The sequence below is a fragment of the Bradyrhizobium sp. 139 genome, assembly GCF_023074175.1.
Taxonomy (GTDB): domain Bacteria; phylum Pseudomonadota; class Alphaproteobacteria; order Rhizobiales; family Xanthobacteraceae; genus Bradyrhizobium.
The window spans coordinates 59855-78390 of record NZ_JADPKS010000006.1 but is presented as its reverse complement, the minus strand read 5'-3'; the positions used below and the strand labels follow the sequence as shown (position 1 = coordinate 78390).

The window sequence follows — 18536 nt, the reverse complement described above, 5'->3', positions numbered from 1 at the left end:
CGGCCCGCCCCTACCAGAAGCTCCGCTGCATCGGCTGCGCCGGTTGATAATACTGATACTGGCCGCGCCGGCGCGGATTGACCGGCTGCGGGTACGGATCGCGCTGCTGGAAGAAGTAGCCGAAACCGTTGCCGCCATTGTCCCAGCCATCATCGCTCGCCATGGCCATCGGAGGCGCGGTCGGCTTGCGCGTGATGAAGCCGCCCTGCGGCTGATTGCTCAGCACCGCGACGAACTCGGTGCGGTAGTTGGTCTCGGCGCTCAGCGGCTCGTCCGAGATGATGATCGACGAGCGCGGCAATGCGGTCGGCGCGATGCGGTCGAGCACGTCCTGCGGGATGGTGATGCGGTCGAGCGCATCCTTGGCCTCGTCACCGTTTTCGATCGTGACCACGCTCCAGCGCAGGCCGGTAGCGTTCTTCGCCATCGCCGTGAAGATATGCGTGCCGAGCGGCAGGTCGGGATTGCGGATCGTGACGGGAACCTCGATGCTCGTGTCGAACACCTCGCCGCCGCCATCCGGCGCCGGCTTGTGCGTGTTTCGCCGCACATAGAGTTTCTGCGTGGCGCGGCTGATGTAGACCGAGACCGGCTCGAGCGCGAGTTTTGCGTCGGTCGCAGCTTTCACCGCGTCGGCCTTCTTGGTCGCCGCGACCTTCGCGGCCTCCTTGGTGGCGGCGACGGCATCGCGCTTCGGCTGCGCGGCGGCCTTGGCGGCATCGAGCTGCGTTGCCGCATCGGCGGCCTTGGCGGCGGCCCTCTGCTTCAGCTCCTCAGCCTTGGCCATAGCCTGGTCGCTCTTTGCGGCGGCCAGCGACTTGGCGGCGAAGGCGAACTCGGCGTCGGCGCGGGCCTTTTGCTGTTCCAGCTTGCGCAGCGACGCAGGTAGCCCCGCGGCCTCCTTCGCTGCCGCCGCAGCGGCCTTCTTGGCCTCGTCGGCGGCCCGCGCGGCCTCCTCGGCCTCGCCGGAGAGCTTGTCGACCCGGTTCGGCGCGGCAACAATCGCCTCCCGCTTCGGCATGAACAGCGCGGGATGAGAGAAATCGAGCGGGGCCGCGTCGTTCGGCGAGATGATCACCCGCATCCCGATCTGCGTCTTGTCGAACAGGCCCTCCGCGAAGCCGAAGGGCATGCGCACGCAGCCATGCGAGGCGGCATAGCCGGGCAGCGGCCCGCCGTGGAGCGCGATGCCGTTCCAGGTGATGCGCTGCATGTTCGGCATCCAGGCATCGTCATACATGGTCGAGTGGTGATCCTTGTCCTTCTCGATGATGGCGAAGACGCCGGCGGGCGTCTCGCGTCCCGTGGTGCCGGTCGACACCGGGGCACGCAGGATCCAGCCGTCGGCGTCGTAGAAGGTGACCTGCTGGCTCTTGATCGACACGATCGCCATGATCGGCTCGCCGGCCTCACGCGGCGCCACCGCCTCGGTTGGCTGGCGGGCCTGCTTGGCCGCCTCGGCGCCGGCGGTCAGCGCCGTCAGGGCGGCCACCGTTGCGAGCGCAACAAGTCCGGGAGGCCGCCAACGCCGCATCGCCGTGGTGGATTGCGCCGTCGTCATCAGGTCTTTCATGCCATACCCCGGTCCAGGTCCCGCCCGCGCCTTAAGTCGATCAGATTGCGATCTCTCAATTAAGAAATCGCAGCCACCTTGCGTTCCATATCTGGCGATATTCGGCCCTGATAGCGGCAAATCTCTCATATACGACGGCTCGCGCAGGCGGAAGGGTGGCCCATGGCCAAGCTGGTCCGAAGCTGACGGCGAATCGCTGCGGCAGAATGTCCGGTTGAACCGAGCTATTCGGTTTGGCGCCCGATCAGCCGCGTCATTGCAGCGCCGAATGCGCCGAACAGCGCAAAGACCAGGAGGGGCAGAGCGCGCAAGGCTGCCTGCCCGACCGGTTCATGCTGCATGACCAGCAGCACCGCGAAGACCGTGAGGCTGAGGAGGACGCAGATGAGCGCTGCGGCAAGACCCAGCTTGCGCAAAACGAAGGCAAGGTCGGTCGTGGTCATAATCGAATCCAGGCTTTGATGAACGCCCCGATGCTAGGCCTTGCCCGCGGCAGCAGGATGTGACGGTCGTCACAGAGAATTGCGTCACGCGCTCAGGGCGTTACGATCCCAGTCCCACCGCCTTGCTGTCGACGAACGCCTGGATTTCCGCCTCGCTCAGACCGGCCTCACGCAACACCTCGCGCGAGTGCTCGCCGAGGCGCGGCGGCATGCGATGGATGCCGGCCGGGCTTTCCGAGAATTTCGTCGCGGGCCGCGCCTGCCGAATCCGTCCTTCGGTCGGATGATCGATGTCCGCAAACAACCCAACCGCTGCGAGATGCGGCTGCTCGCCGATTTCGGTGAGCCGGGCGAAGGCCGTGTGCGGCACATCCAGCCGCAGCAATAGCTCCTCCCATTCCGTCGTGGTGCGTGTCGGCCCGATCTCGCTCATGCGGTCGTAGATCTGGTCGATGTTCTGGGAACGAAGCACGGGATCGCGCACCCCAAGCTGCTCGATCAGTTCGGGGCGGCCGATAGCCTCGAAGAAGGCGCACCAATTGTCCCCGGAATAAGGCAGCATCGTCAGCCAGCCGTCCTTCGTCTGCACCGGGCGCCGGTTTTTCATCCGCTTGTAGCCGGTCGGGCCGATCGGCGGATCGAACGCATATCCGCCCAGCATCTCGATACTGTTGAAGCCAGCGATCGTTTCCAGCATCGGCACTTCGACCATCTGGCCCTGCCCGGTGCGCTCGCGCCGGAACAGCGCAGCAGACACGGCACCGACCATTGCAAGCGCGCAGATCTTGTCGCCGACGAGGCTCGGGATGAATTCGGGCTCCTCGTCCGATCCGATCGATGATGCCAGCCCCGAAGCTGCCTGGATGATCTCGTCGAATGCGGGGCGCGCCGCCCACGGGCCGTCCTGGCCGAAGCCGGTCGCCGCGGCGTAGATCAGCCGCGGATTGAGCTTTGCGCAGGCCTCGTAACCGAATCCGAGACGTGCCATCGCGGCCGGCCGCACATTGGTGACGAGCGCATCGACCGTCGGGATCAATCGCGCCAGCGCCGCCTTGCCGTGCGGGTGCTTCAGATCCAGCGCAAGGCTGCGCTTGTTGCGGTTGACCGCCATGAACTGCCCGCTCATGCCGCGGTTTCGAAACACGCCCGTGTAGCGCCAGGTATCGCCCGCGGGCGGCTCGATCTTGATGACGTCGGCGCCCCAGTCGCCGAGCATTTGCGCGGCGTAGGGGCCGAACAGCACGCTCGTCAGATCGAGAACGCGGATACCGCTGAGGGGGCCGGTCGGTGTCATCGTTTTTCACTGTGGCTGGAGGAAGCGATCACGGTAGGGGCAATTGCAAGCGGGCAGGCTGGCGCCATGCCCGCCTGTCACGAAACGCCGATACTATTCGCCGAGAACGTCGCCGAACAGCTCCCAGGACTTGCCGTTGAAGCGCGCCATCTGCAATTGCCGGATCGGCGTGACCTGCTCGGCCGAGGTATTCAGCTTGATGCCCGGCAGCAGCATCGGCAGTTCGACATCCTTGAAGGATTGCGTCTGCTTCATCAGGTTGGCACGCGTGAGATCATTGCCGGCGCGGTGCAGCACCAGCTCCATCATCTGCGCCATGGTGTAGCCGGTGACATTGAAGATGTCGGCCGGATCAGCGCTCGAATTGTAGGTCTTCATCCAGTCGCGCCAGGCCTTCATGCCGGGATCATCGGCCCAGCGCGGATCGCCGGGATCCTTCTGAAAGGCGCCGGTGACAATGCCGATGGCGTTGTCGAGACCGGCCGGGGTCAGCACGGAGCCCACGGAGTTGGAGACAGCCGGCAGGATGATCTGCGGCTTCCAGCCGAGCTCGGCGGCCTTCTTGATCGCCTGCGCCGCGAATTTCGGAGTGCATTCATCGAACAGAACGTCGGCGCCGGCGGCCTTGAACTTCACGATCTGGGAGTCGACGGTCGGATCCGACGTCTCGTAGACGGCCTCCGACACGATCTGGCCCACGTGCTCGCCGAGCCCTTCCTTGAAGCCGGCAAGATAGTCCTTGCCCGCATCCTCGTTCGGCGTGATGACCGCGATCTTGGCATTCGGCTTGTTCGCCAGAATCCATTTGGCGTAAATGCGGCCTTCCGTCTTGTAGGTCGGCTGTGAGCCGGTGGTCCACGGAAAATGCTGCGGGTCGTTCCAGCGGCTGGCGCCGCTCGACGGGAAGAGCTGCGGAATCTTCTTGGCGTTCAGATATCTCTGCGCCGCGATGTTCGGCGCGGTACCGAGCATCGAGAACATCGCCAGCACTTCGTCGCTCTCCGTGAGCCGCCGCATCTGCTCGACCGTCTTCGACGGCGAATAGGCGTCATCCATGCTGATGAGATCGACCTTGCGGCCGTTGATACCGCCCTTCTCGTTGACCATCTTGAAATAGGCGGCTTCGGCCCGGCCGATCGCGGAATAGGCCGAGGCCGGTCCCGAATAGGGCATGGTTTGCCCGAGCTTGATGCTCGTGTCGGTCGCGCCGGTATCGTAGGTTCCGGCGATAGCAGCCGAAGCTGCCCCCAAAACTGCCAACAGAGCGACAGCTCCATGAATCAGTTGTTTTCCCGGCATGCTCGGCATTTCCTTCCCAGGCAAGACGCATCGACGCACGAGCTCACGGGCCGCCGCCGGCGCCCTCCACTTTCTTCTGGTTATCATCGGCCGCATCGATCGCGATGCTGGCGAGGGCGACGATACCCCGATTGCGAAGCGTGAGATGTAGCGAAGAATTCAGATGCGTATGCGCATCTTGCAGCCGTTCCATTTCAACGGCTCATCGCCTGAAGGCGACGTCAGACCTCGAGCCATTCCTGGCGCACGGCAGCGTTGGCCTTGAGCTCGTCCGGCGTGCCTTCGAACACGACGCGGCCGTGCCCCATGATGTAGATGCGCTTGGAGATGCGCATCGCGATCGACAGTTTCTGCTCGACGAGCAGAATTGCAACACCAGCCTGCGCGATACGCGCGATGAGATCGCCGACCTGCTGCACGATCAGCGGCGCGAGACCTTCGGTCGGCTCGTCGATCATGATGAGATCGGGATCGCCCATCAGCGTCCGGCAGGTCGTGAGCATCTGCTTCTCGCCGCCGGACAAAACGCCCGCGGCCGTATCCGCACGCGCGGCGAGATTGGGGAACATGTCGAGCATGTCCTGAAGCCGCCATTTCCCGGGACGGCGCGTGTCCTTGACGCCGAGCAGGAGGTTTTGGCGAACCGTCAGGCTCGGGAAGATATCGCGATGTTCGGGCACATAGCCGAGGCCGAGGCGCGCGATCTTGTAGCTGGGAAGGCCGGCGATATCCTTGCCCTTGAAGCGGATGGTGCCTTGTGGAGCGACCTCCCCCATGATCGCCTTGATCGTGGTGGAGCGGCCGACACCGTTGCGACCCAGCAGGCTCACGACCTCGCCCGCGGCGACGTCGAGATCGACACCCTGAAGGATGTGGCTCTTGCCGTAGTAGGCGTGGAGATCCCTGACCTCGAGCATCAGTGCGCTTCCTCGCCGAGATAGGCTTCCTTGACCTTCGGATCGCGCCGGATTTCTTCCGGCGTGCCTGATGCGATGATGTGGCCGTAGACCAGAACCGAGATGCGGTCGGCAAGACCGAACACGACGCTCATGTCGTGCTCGACGATGACGAGAGTCTTGCCCTCGGTCAATCGCCGGATCAGCGACACCGCGCGGTCGGTTTCGGCGTGGCTCATGCCCGCGGTCGGCTCGTCCAGCATGACGACCGTGGCGCCGCTCGCAATGGTGATGCCGATCTCGAGCTCGCGCTGCTCGGCGTAGGTCAAAAGTCCCGCCGGAACATCACGCCGATGCGTCAGATGGATGTCGTCCAGGATCTGGGCCGTACGCTCGCGAACTTCCGGCAGGCTGTCGACGTTCTTCCAGAAGGCGTAGCGATGCCCCGTCGCCCACAGCACGGCACAGCGGACGTTCTCCCAGACCGACATGCGGGCGAACACGTTGGTGACCTGAAACGAGCGCGACAGGCCGCGCCGGTTGATCTCGAACGGCCGCAGGCCGGAGATCACATCGCCGTTCAGCTTCACCTCGCCCGAGGTCGGCTTGATATGGCCGCTGATCAGATTGAACGTCGTGGATTTTCCGGCGCCGTTCGGACCGATGATGGCGTGACGCTCGCCTTTCGCGACGCCGAGATTGAGATCGCGGATGATGCCGACATTGCCGAAGCGTTTTTCGACGGCGCGGACTTCGATGGCTGCGGTCATGCCAGATACCCCCGGTCACGGGCGACCGTCGCAGCCCTGTCCCACGCGTCCGCGATCCTCCGCCAGGCCAGCCGCGCGACGAACGCGCCGCCGACCAGGAGAACTGCTGCGGCAATCCACGTCACCGGGGACTTCGCATTGAAGGAAATGCCAAACAGGTTGATCGGGTCGCCGCCGGAATAGCGCGCGACCGTCTCGATGGTGAGGATGACGCCGCAGGCGAGCGCCACGGTCGGCACGATTGCGACCAGATAGGACGGGATCACCGTCCACAGCGTTCCGGCGCGGACCAGCGGCCGGTGCATCATCAACAGGCCGGCGATACCGCCCGGCGAGAACATCACGATGCCGATGAAGATGATGCCGAAATAGAGCTGCCAGACGCTGGTGACATTGGTGAGCCCGAGTTGGAGATAGGTCACCAGGATCGCGCCAAGCATCGGTCCGAAGAAATAGGCGGTGCCGCCAATGAAGGTGGAGAACAGCACGAGGCCTGACTGGATCGCACCGAGATAGGCGGAGTTCGCGATCTCGAAATTGATCGCGGCGAGCCCGCCGGCAACGCCGGCGAAGAACCCGGCAAAGCAGAAGGCGAGATAGCGGACCACATGAGGATCGTAGCCGATGAACTGGACGCGTTCGGGATTGTCGCGGACGGCATTGCTGATCCGCCCCAGCGGCGTCCGAGTCAGCGCGTACATTGCAATCGCCGACAGAACCAGCCAGAACGCGATCAGATAGTACACTTGAAGCTGCGGGCCGAACGACCAGCCGAGCATCTTTGGCAACGCCGTGCGATCCGTGGTGATGCCGGCTTCGCCGCCGAACATCGATCGCAGGATCAGCGAGGACGACGCCACCAATTCGCCGATGCCGAGCGAGATCATCGCGAACACGGTACCGGCGCGCTTCGTCATGACCCAGCCGATGATCATTGCGAAGACGAGACCGCCGATCCCGCCGAACAGCGGAATGAACGGAAGCGGAATCGGCCAACCGTGCGACACCACCGCGTTCATCATGTGACAGGCCGCGAAGCCGCCGAGGCCGTAGTGCACGGCGTGGCCGAACGACAGCAGGCCGGTCTGGCCGAGCAGGATGTTGTAGGACAGCGCGAAGACGATCGCGATGCCGATCAGGCTGAATGACGTCAGCGAGCCTCCTGAGGAGAAGATCAGCGGCAGGACGATCAGCACGGCGATGCCGAGCAGCCAGACACCGTAGAAGCGCACGCCGCCGCCGGCGGGCGTCGCGGTGGCTTTCGATGTCGAACGCGTTGCAGTCGTCATGACTCGCGCGTCCCCATCAGGCCCATGGGGCGAACGATCAGAATAAGCACCAGCAGCATATAGGGAACGATCGGCGCGACCTGCGCGATCGTGACGTTCCAGATGTCGGTGAGGACGGACGGTCCCGTCGACGGATCGAGCGGTCCGAACGCACTCGCCAGCGAGCCGTTCAGCGCCACCGCAAAGGTCTGCACCAGTCCGATGACAAGCGAGGCGATGAAAGCACCGGGCAAGGAGCCGAGGCCGCCGAACACGATGACGACGAACAGGATGGGCCCGAGTGCCGCAGCCATGTCCGACTGCGTCACCAGGGCTGGTCCGGCAATGACGCCGGCAAGGCCGGCGAGCGCGCTGCCGACGCCGAACACCACCATGAACACGCGCCCGACATTGTGACCGAGATGCCCGACCATGTGGGGATGCGTCAGCGCCGCCTGAACGATCAAGCCGACGCGGGTGCGCTTGAGGACGATCAGCAGCGCCACGAAGATCACGATCGACACCGCCAGCATGAAGATCTTGTAGGCGGGATAGTTGGTCGAGAAGATCGTGAAGGCCGGGAAGTCGAGCAGTGCCGGCACGCGATAGTCGAGCGGGCTCCTGCCCCAGATCATCGACACGATCTCTTCGATCGCGAAAGCCAAACCAAACGTCAGCAGCAATTCCGCGACATGGCCATGCTTGTGGGTGTTGCGCAGGCCGTAACGCTCAACTGCCATGCCGATGGCGCCCACCAGCAGCGGCGCGAGGACCAGTGCCGGCCAGAAGCCGATCCATTTCGTGAGCTGAAAGCCGAAGAAGGCGCCGAGCATGTAGAAGCTGGCATGGGCGAAGTTGAGCACGCCCATCATGCTGAAGATGACGGTCAGCCCGCTCGACAGCAGGAAGAGCAGCATGCCGAACAGCACGCCGTTCAGGGTCGATATGACAATGAGTTCAAGCACAGCGCACTCGTCTCTGGCCGGGGCCTGATGGCCCCGGCGAACATCGTCCAATCAAACGCAGTCCGGCCGGCGCCCTTCCCGCGACCAATGGCGGCCGCGGGAAAACGGCAGACGTCGTGATTACGGCCGCACCATCTTGCAGGTCGTCGGGACCATGGCCTGCGGCGTATCGATCTTGGAGACCAGATGCCAGCCCCAACCGGTGCTCTCCTCGTCGAACGGCTCGTTCGCGGCGAGCTTGCCGAAGGAGGAGATGTAGATCGGCTGGAAGAACTGGTGATCGTCCTTGCGCATGAGGCCCTGACCGCCGTCGAGCACCTCGAACTTCAAGTCCTCGAGCGCCGCCGCGACCTTCACGGGATCGATCGATTTGGCCTTCTCGGCCGCGGCCTTGAACATGCGCATCTCGTTGACCGCACGCGGATACCACAGCGACAGGTTCACCTTCGCACGGAAGGCCTTCTCGTAGTCCATCGCGGCCTGGTTGCCCGAATTGGCGAAACCTTCGGTGATCTGGAAGACTTGGTGGTCGAGACCGGTCTGCTTGATCGCGGTCGGGCCACCGGCGCCGCCTGCATAATAGGTGTACCAGTTGACCTTCAGACCGGCGTCCGCGGCAGCCTTGAGCAGCAGCGCGATATCCTGGCCCCAATTGCCGGTAACGACGCTGTCCGCACCGGACGCCTTGATCTTGGCGATGTAGGGCGAGAAGTCGGTGATCTTCAGCAGCGGATGCAGCTCGTCGCCGACGATCTGGATGTCAGGCCGCTTGGCGCCCAGCATCTTGCGCGCATCGGTACGCACCGACTGGCCGAACGAATAGTCCTGGTTGATCAGGTACACTTTCTTGATCGAGGCGGTGTCCTTCATGTAGTTGGTGAGCGCCTCCATCTTGATGTCGGAGCTCGCATCCCAGCGGAAATGCCAGTAGCTGCACTTCTCGTTGGTCAGGCTCGGATCGACGGCGGCGTAGTTGAAGTACAGCACTTCCTTGCCGGGATTGCGCGTGTTGTTCTTGGTGACGAAGTCCGACAGCGCCGCGCCGACGGACGAACCGTTGCCCTGGGTGATGTAGTGGACCCCGGCGTCGATCGCCTTCTGGGCCTGCACCAGGCTCTCCTGCGGATTGGTCTTGTTGTCGAGCGGGACGATCTCGACCTTGTGGCCGAGAATGCCGCCCTTGGCGTTGAGCTCATCGGCCAGATACTGGAATGTCTTTAAACCACCCTCGCCGACGCTGGCGCCGCCGCCGGAGAGCGGATCGATATAGCCGATCTTGACGGTGTCCTCGGCCGACGCGGCATGACCGAGCATCGGGGCGATCACGGCAATGGCCAAAGTTAATTTACGCATTATTTCGCTTCCTCGCTGGCTATCGACTTTAGTCGATGGGCTTTTTTGCGCGTGTTGCAGCGCAATTTCAGCCCTCTTATGAGCAGAACGAACCTTGATTTTCAAGCGCAACAGGACATGGCTCCAGTCGCCGCTATGAAATGTGATGTGGCTGCCCGTCCCCTGCGCAGCTTTCCGTGGCGAGGAATAGAACGCAAGGGGGAACTCGCATGGATCGCGCGCCGTGTCGGTGCCCCCTACAGGCTGCGATAGTCCGCGATCCCTGACAGGTCTGGCGTGAACCCAAGCCCCGGCTCCTCGCCGAGGGCGATCGTGCCATCAGTCACATTCGCGACGGGACCGCAAAACAGATCGCGCAGCGGATTGTCGTTGACATCGACCTCGAGCCAGCCGTCGCCTCCGATGCCGGCCAGGAGATGCGCCGAGGCCAGCAGCCCGATGCCGCCGCCGAGATAATGCGGGCAGAATGTCTTGCCGGCCTTGAGAATGTCCCGCGCCAGTTCGGCGCAGACGCTGAGCCCGCCCCATTTCGCGATATCGGGCTGAACCACGCCGAGCACGTCCTCGGCCAGAACCTCTTTGAATCCCTCGACACTGGAAATGTTCTCGCCGGCGGCGATCGGCATTTTCGCGCTCGCGCGCAGCTTGCGCCATTCCTCGCGCGGCCGGTCGGCGCGGATCGGCTCTTCCAGCCAGCGCAGATCGAACTCGGCAAGTCGCGGCAGCACGTTAGCGCCTGCGCCACCGACCAGCCCTGATTGGCATCCGCGGCCAGCATGCCGCCGCCGACGATCGCGCGCAGCGCGGCGAGATTAGCGAGGTCGGTCTCGGCACCGAAGCCGACCTTCAGCTTCAGTGCGCGATGGCCGCGCTTGAGCGCGGCTTCGGCCGTCTGCGCGGCACCGCCGGGATTGATGCCGCTGGCGTAGACTTTGATCTTGCTCGACTGCCCGCCGAGCAGCCGCCACAGCGGCAAACGCCGGCGGCGCGCGGAGAGATCCCACAGTGCGAGATCGATGCCCGAAATCGCCTGCGCGAACGGACCGGGCTCACCGCATTGAAGCGCCAGCACATCGGTGCCCTCAGTCAGGGTCTCAAACGCCCGGGCGGGACCCTCGAACTTGCGCCCGACGAGGCCGGGCGCGAGCACCTCGTTGACAAGCCGGGTGCGATGCTCCGCGCCCGGTGCCGGAAAATTCGACCAAGCCTCGCCCCATCCCTCGACGCCGTCTTCGTCGACGGCGCGGACGAAGACGGCGGGACGGTTGAGCATTTTGCCGAACGAGGTCACCACCGGCGTCGCCAGGGGATAGCGATAGCAGAATGCCTCGATCGAGCGGATGGTGAAGCTGTCAGTCATATTGCAGATCTTGTTGTTGCAGATCTTGCGATCGAGCTGAGACCACGTGGAGCCGCCACGATCTCAGTAGGCGCGCGCGAAGTCACCTTCCTGCTTGATATCAGTGAAAACTGGGAAGCGCGCCTTCCACGGCGTGCCCTTGGCCGTGGTCAGCTGGTTGAGCCGTTCCAGCACGCCGAGACCATCCTTGCTCAGGCTTGCCGAAACCGCCGCACGGTCCGGGAAATTCTTCAGGACGGCGTCGAGCCAGATGGTGCGGCCGGCGAGGAAGCCGCCGGCGCCGGCGGCATAGGCGAAATCAAGCACGCGCTCGAACTTTTCGGGCGCAGCACCGCCCGACAGCAGCACCCAGGGAATGTTGCGCTCGCGGCAGATATCGCCGATCGCATCGAACTCCTTCTGCGCGGCCTTTGCCTCCGCGCTGCCGTCGCGGGCCGGCAGGCCGTTGGCCGCGAGCGGGCTTTCCAGCTTCAGGAGATCGACGCCGTATTCGGGCTTGGCAAATTCGCGCACGCTGTCGATGACGAGGCTGGGAAGCTTGCCGGGCGATTCCACGTAATCGGCGGTGTGATTGGCGCTGCCGAGGAACGGATAGACCAGCAATTCGAGGACGTAGGGAATGTCGTGGCGGGCACAGTCCTCGCCGATCTCGCGCACGAAGCGCTTCTGGTGCTCGTTCACTGCGGCATCCGCGTCCGGCCTGTACCAGGCCAGCACTTTCACGGCGTCGCCGCCCATGGCCCGGATTTTTTCCACGTTCCAGTTGGTGATCGCGCGCGACTTGCGGCCGCCCGCGGTTTCCTCGACGCGATGCTCTTCCAAGGTCATGATCAGGCCGCAGCGTGGCGGCAGCAGATCGATCGCGGCAGGCACCGCGAAATTCGGGTCGAACAGCATCGAGCTGCAATGCGGCGCGAGATTCTCGACGAGGAGACGCTTGGCCGCCGTGACGTCGGAATATTCGACCTGGTCCCGCGTGATGCCCTTCGCCTTTGCAATGGCATCGAATAATGGCGGCCGCTGATCCAGCGCGACCATGCGAAAGTGGCCGTCCGCGTCAGCAAGCCGCGCCAGGCCGCGGTTCTTTCCAATCGTTCTCATGGCTTCGTCCTCATGAATGCAAGACATTCGTTGATGGTGGGGATTCCGTTGCGGCCGCCGGCGTGGCGGCATTTCATCGCAGCCGTGGCTGCCGAAAACGCCATGGCGGCGCGCACATCGAGGCCGACGCCGATCGCGAGCGCATAGGCGCCGTGGAAGACATCGCCCGCGCCGGTGGTGTCGACGACATCGACGGCATAGGCGGCCTGCCGAAGCAGGCGGCCGTTCTCGTACCAGCTCACGCCCCCTTCGCCGCGCGTGACGGCGATGACGCGGCAGCCGAAGCGCGCGAGCGCTGCGAGGGACGCATCCTCGGCCGAGCCGGCGAAGGATGTGAGCGCGGGCTCGGAGAAGATTGCGTGATCGGTCAGGGGCAGCAGCCGCTCGAACACCTCGGCATCGGCCATGTCGCCGTCGAGCACCGTCGCAATACCGCGCGGCCGCGCTTCCCGAAACAGCGTCGCGGCGCCCTCCACCCAGCGCGGATCGGCCAGCACGGAGGATGCGCGCGCGACGGCTTCGAGCGGAAGCCAGTCCGCGGCCTCCGGGTAAAGACCACGGAAATTGACGATCTGCCGCTCGCCGCTGCTGTCGACGATGATTCCGGAGACGGAGGAGCGGCCGTCGGGAAACAGCCGGAAGTTCTCGACGTCGACGCCTTCAGCGGCGAAGGCCGATCGCATCTCATGGCCGGCGGCATCATTCCCCGCCCGTCCCCAGAACGCGACGGACGCGCCGAGCTTTGCCACCGCGACCGAGGCATTGGCGGCCATGCCGCCGCCAAGCGTGCCGTAGCCGACGGCCTTGATCTTCTCGCTTTGACCCGCGAACAGACGATCGACCCGCCAGACCTGGTCGAGCGCCGATAGCCCGAGGCAGATCACGTGCGCAGGCCTCGCCCTGGACGCCACGCCCGCCAGTGCCGACAGATCTCCGATCTCGGCCAGCGAACTCACCGCAAGACCTCTCCGTTGGCCGCATCGAACAAATGCGTCTTGCCCGGCTGCGGACGCAGGCTGAGGCGATCGCCGACCTTCGGCCGCAGCGATGGGTCGACCCGCGCGATGGCGGAGACGCCAGCGAGATCGAAATGGATCAAAGTATCCGATCCGAGCGGCTCGACGAGCTTGATGTTGATGGCAATGCCATCGGCGGCATCGGTAGCCACGGCAAAATGTTCGGGCCGAATGCCCAGCACGGCGTGGCCGGCCTGACGCAGGCGGCTCGCGGTTTCGCTGTCCAACGGCACCGCCGTTCCGCCTTGCGACAGGATCACATGCTCCTGCCGCCATTCGACTGGGAAGAAGTTCATGGCCGGCGAGCCGATGAAGCCGGCGACGAACTGGTTGGCCGGACGCTCGTAGACCGCCTCCGGCGTGTCGTATTGCTGGATCGTGCCGCTCTGGAGCACCACGATCCGGTCGGCCATGGTCATGGCCTCGATCTGGTCGTGGGTGACAAAGACCATGGTGGTCTTCAGCTGCTGTGACAGCGCCTTGATCTCGGCGCGCACCTGCCCGCGCAGCTTCGCGTCGAGGTTGGACAGCGGCTCGTCGAACAAGAACGCCTTGGGATTGCGCACGATCGCGCGGCCCATGGCAACGCGCTGGCGCTGGCCGCCGGACAGCTCCTTCGGCTTGCGGTCGAGATAGGCTTCGATGTGCAGCAGTGCGGCGGCGCGCTTCACCCGCGCGTCGATTTCTGCCCTCGGCGTTCCCCGCAACTCCAGCGCAAAGGACATGTTCTCGTAGACCCGCATGTGCGGATAGAGCGCATAATCCTGGAACACCATCGCGATGTCACGCTGCGCGGCTTGCACGCCATTGACGCGCTTGTCGCCGATATAGAGATCCCCCGACGAAATCGGCTCGAGGCCCGCGATGATCCGCAGCAAGGTCGACTTGCCGCAGCCGGACGGACCGACGAAGACGACGAATTCATGGTCCGCGATCTCCAGATTGAGATCCGGGATCACGGTGAAATTGCCGTAGCGTTTGACGAGGTTGCGGATCGAGATCGAGGCCATGATCGTCAGTCCAGCGCCAGTACCGGCTTGATCAACTCGCCCCTGGCGAAGCGGGCGAAATTCTCAGGCAAAGCCGACAGGCCGAACTCGCCATCGACGAGAACGCGGTATTCGTCCTTGTACTTGCGCAGCAGCTCGACATTCGGCTCGAAATCGGAGACCGGGAAGTAGAAGGTCCGGATCATGTAGAAATCCTTGCGGCGGAACACCTTGCCTTCCTCGATGGTCCAGGGCGCGGCGTTCTCGCCGACCAGCACCAGCGCGCCGCGCGGCAGGACGAGTTCGATACCGAGGTTGCGCGCGGCATGCGCGCCCGAGCATTCCATGATGAGGGCGAAACGCTTCGAGGTATCGCCGACCGGATGCGCCTGCGCCCCGAAGGATTGCGCGATCTTGAGGCGTGCCGCGTTGGGATCCGCCACATGGATATCGTGGTAGCCGAGCGCGCGGAGCGCCAGGACGACGCCGAGGCCGACAGGTCCCGCCCCCATGACAAGAACCGGGCCGGCCTCGCCCGGCGGCACCACGCGGCTGACGAACCGTACGGCATGGCCGGACGTGCCGATAGTGTCGAGCAGCAGCGGCGCGAGACTGTCCTCGATGTCGTCGGGCACCGGCAGCAGGCAATTTTCCGGCACCGGTACATATTCGGCGTAGCCGCCCGGCCTGTTCCAGCCGATCAGGCTGGAGACGTCCAGGCACATCTGGGTGTCGCCACGCCTGCAGGCGGCGCAGTGGCCGCAGTGCAGGGGAATGTAGACGGCGCAGCGGCGGCCATGCAGACGATGGCCGGGCTGCTCGACCACGCCAAAGATCTCGTGGCCTGCGATGAACTCGGCGCCCTTGTGCCAGAGCTTGAAGTCGGAACCGCACAGCGCGGTGCGCGAGACGCGCACCAGCACTTCTCCGATGCCGACGTCAGGCATTGCCACGCGCTCGATGGTGATGCGGTCGTCGCCATGGAAGACTGCGGCCTGCATGATCGAATTCGGGCGGGGTGATAAATTCATCAGATACCTAGCCTTTCACCGCACCGAGCGTCAGTCCCGACACCAGCCAGCGCTGAACCAGGGCCGCCAACACCAGCGGCGGCAATGCGATCAGCGTCGCCGCGGCCATGAGAGCGCCCCATTGCGTCGAGCCCTCACCGATGAAGTTGAAGGCCGCCGCGATCAGCGTCTTGGTGTCGCCATTGGAGAGCACCAGCGCAAACAGGAAGTAGTTCCACGAGAAGACGAAGGCGAGGATCGCTGAAACCGCGACGCCGGACGCCACCAGCGGCAGCGCGATGCGCCAGAGGATGCGCGTGACGCTGCATCCATCGACTTGCGCAGCCTCGAAGACGCTGCGCGGAATGCCGTCGAAGGATGGCATCAGAACCCAGATCACGATCGGCAGCGTGATCACCGCATGGCTGAGGATCAGCGCGGTGTAGGAGCCGATCATGCCGACCTGCCGGAACATCACGTACCACGGCAGCAGGAACAGCGTGCCGGGCGCCATGCGCGCCGCGAGCGTCAGGATCGCCGGCCACGAAATGCGCGTCCAGGAGACGGCAAAAGCGGCGGGAATTCCGAACAGCAACCCGAGCGCGGTCGAGCCGACGGTGACGATGATGCTGTTGAGCGCGTAGCTCAGGAACGGCGTGGTCTTGGTCAGCTCGACATAATTGTCCAGCGTCGGCGTGAAGATCAGCGTCGGTGGATAGGCCGTCACCTCGAAGGACGGCTTGAACGAAGACAGCACCATCCACACCGTCGGCGCCATGATCAGCACGCCGGCGAGCACCAGCTGCATCGTGTTAAGCCAGCGGATCCAGCGGTCAGTGGTGGCTGCGTCCGTCATGAGGTCACCACGCCACTGCGCCGCGCAGGCGGTTGAAGGCAAGCACGGCGCCGAACACGATCGCCGTCAGCGTCAGCATCAAGGCGCTGGCATAGCCGATGTTGAAGAATTCGAAGCCGACCCGGAAGCCGTAGATATTGAGCGTGTTCGAGGCGTTGCCGGGTCCGCCCTGGGTGGTGATGTAGATGATGTCGAAGAATCGCAGCAGATCGACGCTGCGCAGGATCGCCGCGGTGACGATGGTCGGCAGCAGCAACGGCAGCGTGATGCGCTGGAACGTCTTGAACGGAGATGCACCGTCGATTTGCGCGGCCTCGTAAACACTCGGCGGCAGCGATTGCAATCCGCCCAGCACGATCAGGGCGACATAAGGCGTCCATTGCCAGCTGTCGATCAGAGCTACGGTCGGAATGACCCAGCTCGGCGAGGCCAGCCAGTCGGACGGCGGCAGGCCGAACGATTGCAAGATGTAATTGGCCGCACCGAGCGAGGGATCGAGGATCACGAGCCACATCATGCCGGCCACCACCGGAGGCATCATGAAGGGCGAGATGAACAGCGAGCGCACGATGCCCGGCAAGCGCTTGGCGTGGAACAGCACGAGCGCCAACCAGACCCCGAAGACGAGCTGGAGCGCCAGCGACAGCACGAAGAGTGCAATCGTGATCCACAGCCCGTGCCAGAACTCGTAATCGGAGATCAGCTTTGAATAATTGGCGAGGCCGGCAAAGGATTGCTTGCCGGTCGAGGAGAAAGTCTGAAAGCCGAGCCAGATCGTATAGACGACCGGAAACGCGATCATCGCGACCGTGAAGATCACGGCCGGCGCCGAGAGCGCCGCCATTTCCAGCCTCTGCCGGTCCTGCGTGAGTGTCGCAGCCGTGTTCGACATGCGTCCGTTTCCTTGGATCGTGGGAGATGCCGGCAGGCAGCAAGCCGACCGGCACCAAGCGACTACTTCTGGGCAATCAGCGCATCGAGCGCCTTGTCTGCATCCGCGCAAGCCTGATCGATCGGCTTCTGCTTCAGGATCAGATCCTGCACGGCTTGGCCGATGAACTCGCGCGATTCCGGATTGGGGATGATGGGATAGCCGACCTCGGAGGAGCCCTTGGTGGCGAGCACGTCGAGCGCGGCCTGCCATTCCTTGCGAACCGGCTCTTCATCGATCCACTTGCGATACTCGGGGTCCTTGGCAACCGAAGGACGCGGCGGCGCAATGCCTTGAAGCGCCATCTTCTTCTGCACCTCGGGGCTGGTCGCCCACTGCACGAAGTACCAGGCCGCATCCGGCTGCTTGCTGTGCGAGGACACTGCCATGCCCCAACCGATCGTGGTCGGCACCTGGCCGGCTTCGCCCGCCGGGAACGGCAACAGGCCGGTGTCTTTCAGGCGCGCACCGCCTTCCATCACCGTGCGCAATTCGTTCGACGATTCAAACGCCATCGCGGCACGACCGCTGCGATAGAGCGCCGAAATCTGCTGGAAGCTGTAGTTGACGACGCCGGGTGGCCCGAAATCGCGCAGCAGCCGGCTATAGGAGTCCAGCGCTTCCTTGCCCTTGGCCGAGCAGAGGTTCGACTTGCCGTTTTCGATGTAGCTGCCGCCAACATTGTGCAGCATGTTGCTGAAGGTGTAGGCGACCGCGGGCTTGAGGCCGCGTGAGACGAACGGCGTCACCGCACTGTCGCAAGCCTTGATCTTCTCGGCAGCGGCCTCGACGTCCTTGATGGTCTTCGGCGCCTCGAGGCCGCATTTCTTGAAGATGTCGGTGCGGTAATAAAAGATCGGCCCCTCGATGTTCATCGGCATGCTGGTGAGCTTGCCGCCGAAGGTCGCAGCCTTGAGCAGGGCCTGGCTCAGCCCGGCCGGGTCGTAGTCCTTGGCCACCTCGTTCTTGGCCATCGCGGTGAGATCGCCGTACCAGCCGGCGGCGGCGAACTGCTCGCCCTCGCGCGAGGGCAGCGTCATGAACACGTCGACCTCGTCGCTGTTCGCATTCATGACAGTGACCAGACGCTGGCGCATCTGTTGTTCCTGATAGCCGTCGACCTTCAGGGTCATGCCGGTCAGCTTCTCGAAATCGGCCTTGTAGGTCAGCAGCGCCTGCGACACCGGATTGTTGTTGGCGAGAAACGTGACGGTCTTGCCCTTGAACCTCATCCAATCGAAGTCGGCTGCATGCGCCTGCGCGCTGACGGCGGCAACTGCGAGAACGGGCAACGCGACGTGCGTCGCGAGCATCCTGGCCTTCATTGAACTCTCCTCCCGGCTGGCCGCCTTAAACTGGCGGACCATTTTGAATAGAAACGACCTGAAAACGGTTACATCCTAAACCTCACG

The 18536-nt window shown here is 64.1% G+C and carries 17 protein-coding genes and 1 pseudogene; all 18 read right to left on the bottom strand.

Going from position 1 to position 18536, the window contains the following annotated elements; genetic code table 11:
• Window positions 1-10: 10 nt before the first annotated feature.
• Window positions 11-1573, bottom strand: coding sequence for a L,D-transpeptidase (locus IVA80_RS00875; RefSeq protein ID WP_247424537.1), 1563 nt, complete (start codon window positions 1571-1573; stop codon window positions 11-13).
• 224 nt (window positions 1574-1797) lie between these two features.
• Window positions 1798-2016, bottom strand: a complete 219-nt coding sequence (locus IVA80_RS00870; protein ID WP_247424534.1) for a hypothetical protein — start codon at window positions 2014-2016, stop codon at window positions 1798-1800.
• A gap of 100 nt (window positions 2017-2116) precedes the next feature.
• Window positions 2117-3310, bottom strand: coding sequence for a CoA transferase (locus tag IVA80_RS00865; protein WP_247424532.1), 1194 nt, complete (start codon window positions 3308-3310; stop codon window positions 2117-2119).
• Window positions 3311-3403: 93 nt separating this feature from the next.
• Entirely contained in the window at window positions 3404-4618 is a 1215-nt protein-coding gene (locus IVA80_RS00860; RefSeq protein ID WP_247424529.1) for an ABC transporter substrate-binding protein, read from the bottom strand.
• 34 nt (window positions 4619-4652) lie between these two features.
• Window positions 4653-4802: a hypothetical protein gene (locus IVA80_RS00855; protein ID WP_247424526.1), complete on the bottom strand. Its 150-nt coding sequence runs from the start codon at window positions 4800-4802 to the stop codon at window positions 4653-4655.
• A 28-nt stretch (window positions 4803-4830) separates the two neighbouring features.
• A complete protein-coding gene (locus tag IVA80_RS00850) occupies window positions 4831-5526 on the bottom strand; it encodes an ABC transporter ATP-binding protein (RefSeq protein ID WP_247424523.1) in 696 nt (231 codons plus the stop codon).
• Window positions 5526-6275, bottom strand: a complete 750-nt coding sequence (locus tag IVA80_RS00845) for an ABC transporter ATP-binding protein (protein ID WP_247424520.1) — start codon at window positions 6273-6275, stop codon at window positions 5526-5528. Before IVA80_RS00845 ends, IVA80_RS00850 begins: the two co-directional genes overlap by 1 nt.
• Window positions 6272-7564, bottom strand: coding sequence for a branched-chain amino acid ABC transporter permease (locus IVA80_RS00840; RefSeq protein WP_247424518.1), 1293 nt, complete (start codon window positions 7562-7564; stop codon window positions 6272-6274). Before IVA80_RS00840 ends, IVA80_RS00845 begins: the two co-directional genes overlap by 4 nt.
• Window positions 7561-8508, bottom strand: a complete 948-nt coding sequence (locus IVA80_RS00835) for a branched-chain amino acid ABC transporter permease (protein ID WP_247424516.1) — start codon at window positions 8506-8508, stop codon at window positions 7561-7563. Before IVA80_RS00835 ends, IVA80_RS00840 begins: the two co-directional genes overlap by 4 nt.
• A 120-nt stretch (window positions 8509-8628) precedes the next feature.
• Window positions 8629-9861, bottom strand: coding sequence for a branched-chain amino acid ABC transporter substrate-binding protein (locus IVA80_RS00830; RefSeq protein WP_247424514.1), 1233 nt, complete (start codon window positions 9859-9861; stop codon window positions 8629-8631).
• Between the two features lie 236 nt (window positions 9862-10097).
• Window positions 10098-11221 (bottom strand): annotated as a pseudogene (locus tag IVA80_RS00825) (mandelate racemase/muconate lactonizing enzyme family protein).
• 63 nt (window positions 11222-11284) lie between these two features.
• Complete coding sequence (locus tag IVA80_RS00820; RefSeq protein ID WP_247424513.1) at window positions 11285-12322, bottom strand: tagatose 1,6-diphosphate aldolase; 1038 nt, start codon at window positions 12320-12322, stop codon at window positions 11285-11287.
• A complete protein-coding gene (locus IVA80_RS00815) occupies window positions 12319-13278 on the bottom strand; it encodes a sugar kinase (RefSeq protein ID WP_247424510.1) in 960 nt (319 codons plus the stop codon). The genes IVA80_RS00820 and IVA80_RS00815 overlap by 4 nt, the downstream gene beginning before the upstream one ends.
• Entirely contained in the window at window positions 13275-14348 is a 1074-nt protein-coding gene (gene ugpC / locus IVA80_RS00810; protein WP_247424509.1) for a sn-glycerol-3-phosphate ABC transporter ATP-binding protein UgpC, read from the bottom strand. Before ugpC ends, IVA80_RS00815 begins: the two co-directional genes overlap by 4 nt.
• 5 nt (window positions 14349-14353) lie before the next feature.
• Window positions 14354-15358, bottom strand: coding sequence for a zinc-binding dehydrogenase (locus IVA80_RS00805; protein ID WP_247424508.1), 1005 nt, complete (start codon window positions 15356-15358; stop codon window positions 14354-14356).
• A gap of 7 nt (window positions 15359-15365) precedes the next feature.
• Window positions 15366-16193 carry a carbohydrate ABC transporter permease gene (locus tag IVA80_RS00800; RefSeq protein WP_247424507.1) on the bottom strand — a complete coding sequence of 276 codons (828 nt, stop codon included), beginning with the start codon at window positions 16191-16193 and terminating at the stop codon, window positions 15366-15368.
• Between the two features lie 4 nt (window positions 16194-16197).
• Complete coding sequence (locus IVA80_RS00795; protein WP_247424505.1) at window positions 16198-17085, bottom strand: sugar ABC transporter permease; 888 nt, start codon at window positions 17083-17085, stop codon at window positions 16198-16200.
• Window positions 17086-17147: 62 nt separating this feature from the next.
• Window positions 17148-18449, bottom strand: coding sequence for a sugar ABC transporter substrate-binding protein (locus IVA80_RS00790; RefSeq protein WP_247424502.1), 1302 nt, complete (start codon window positions 18447-18449; stop codon window positions 17148-17150).
• Window positions 18450-18536 lie beyond the last annotated feature (87 nt).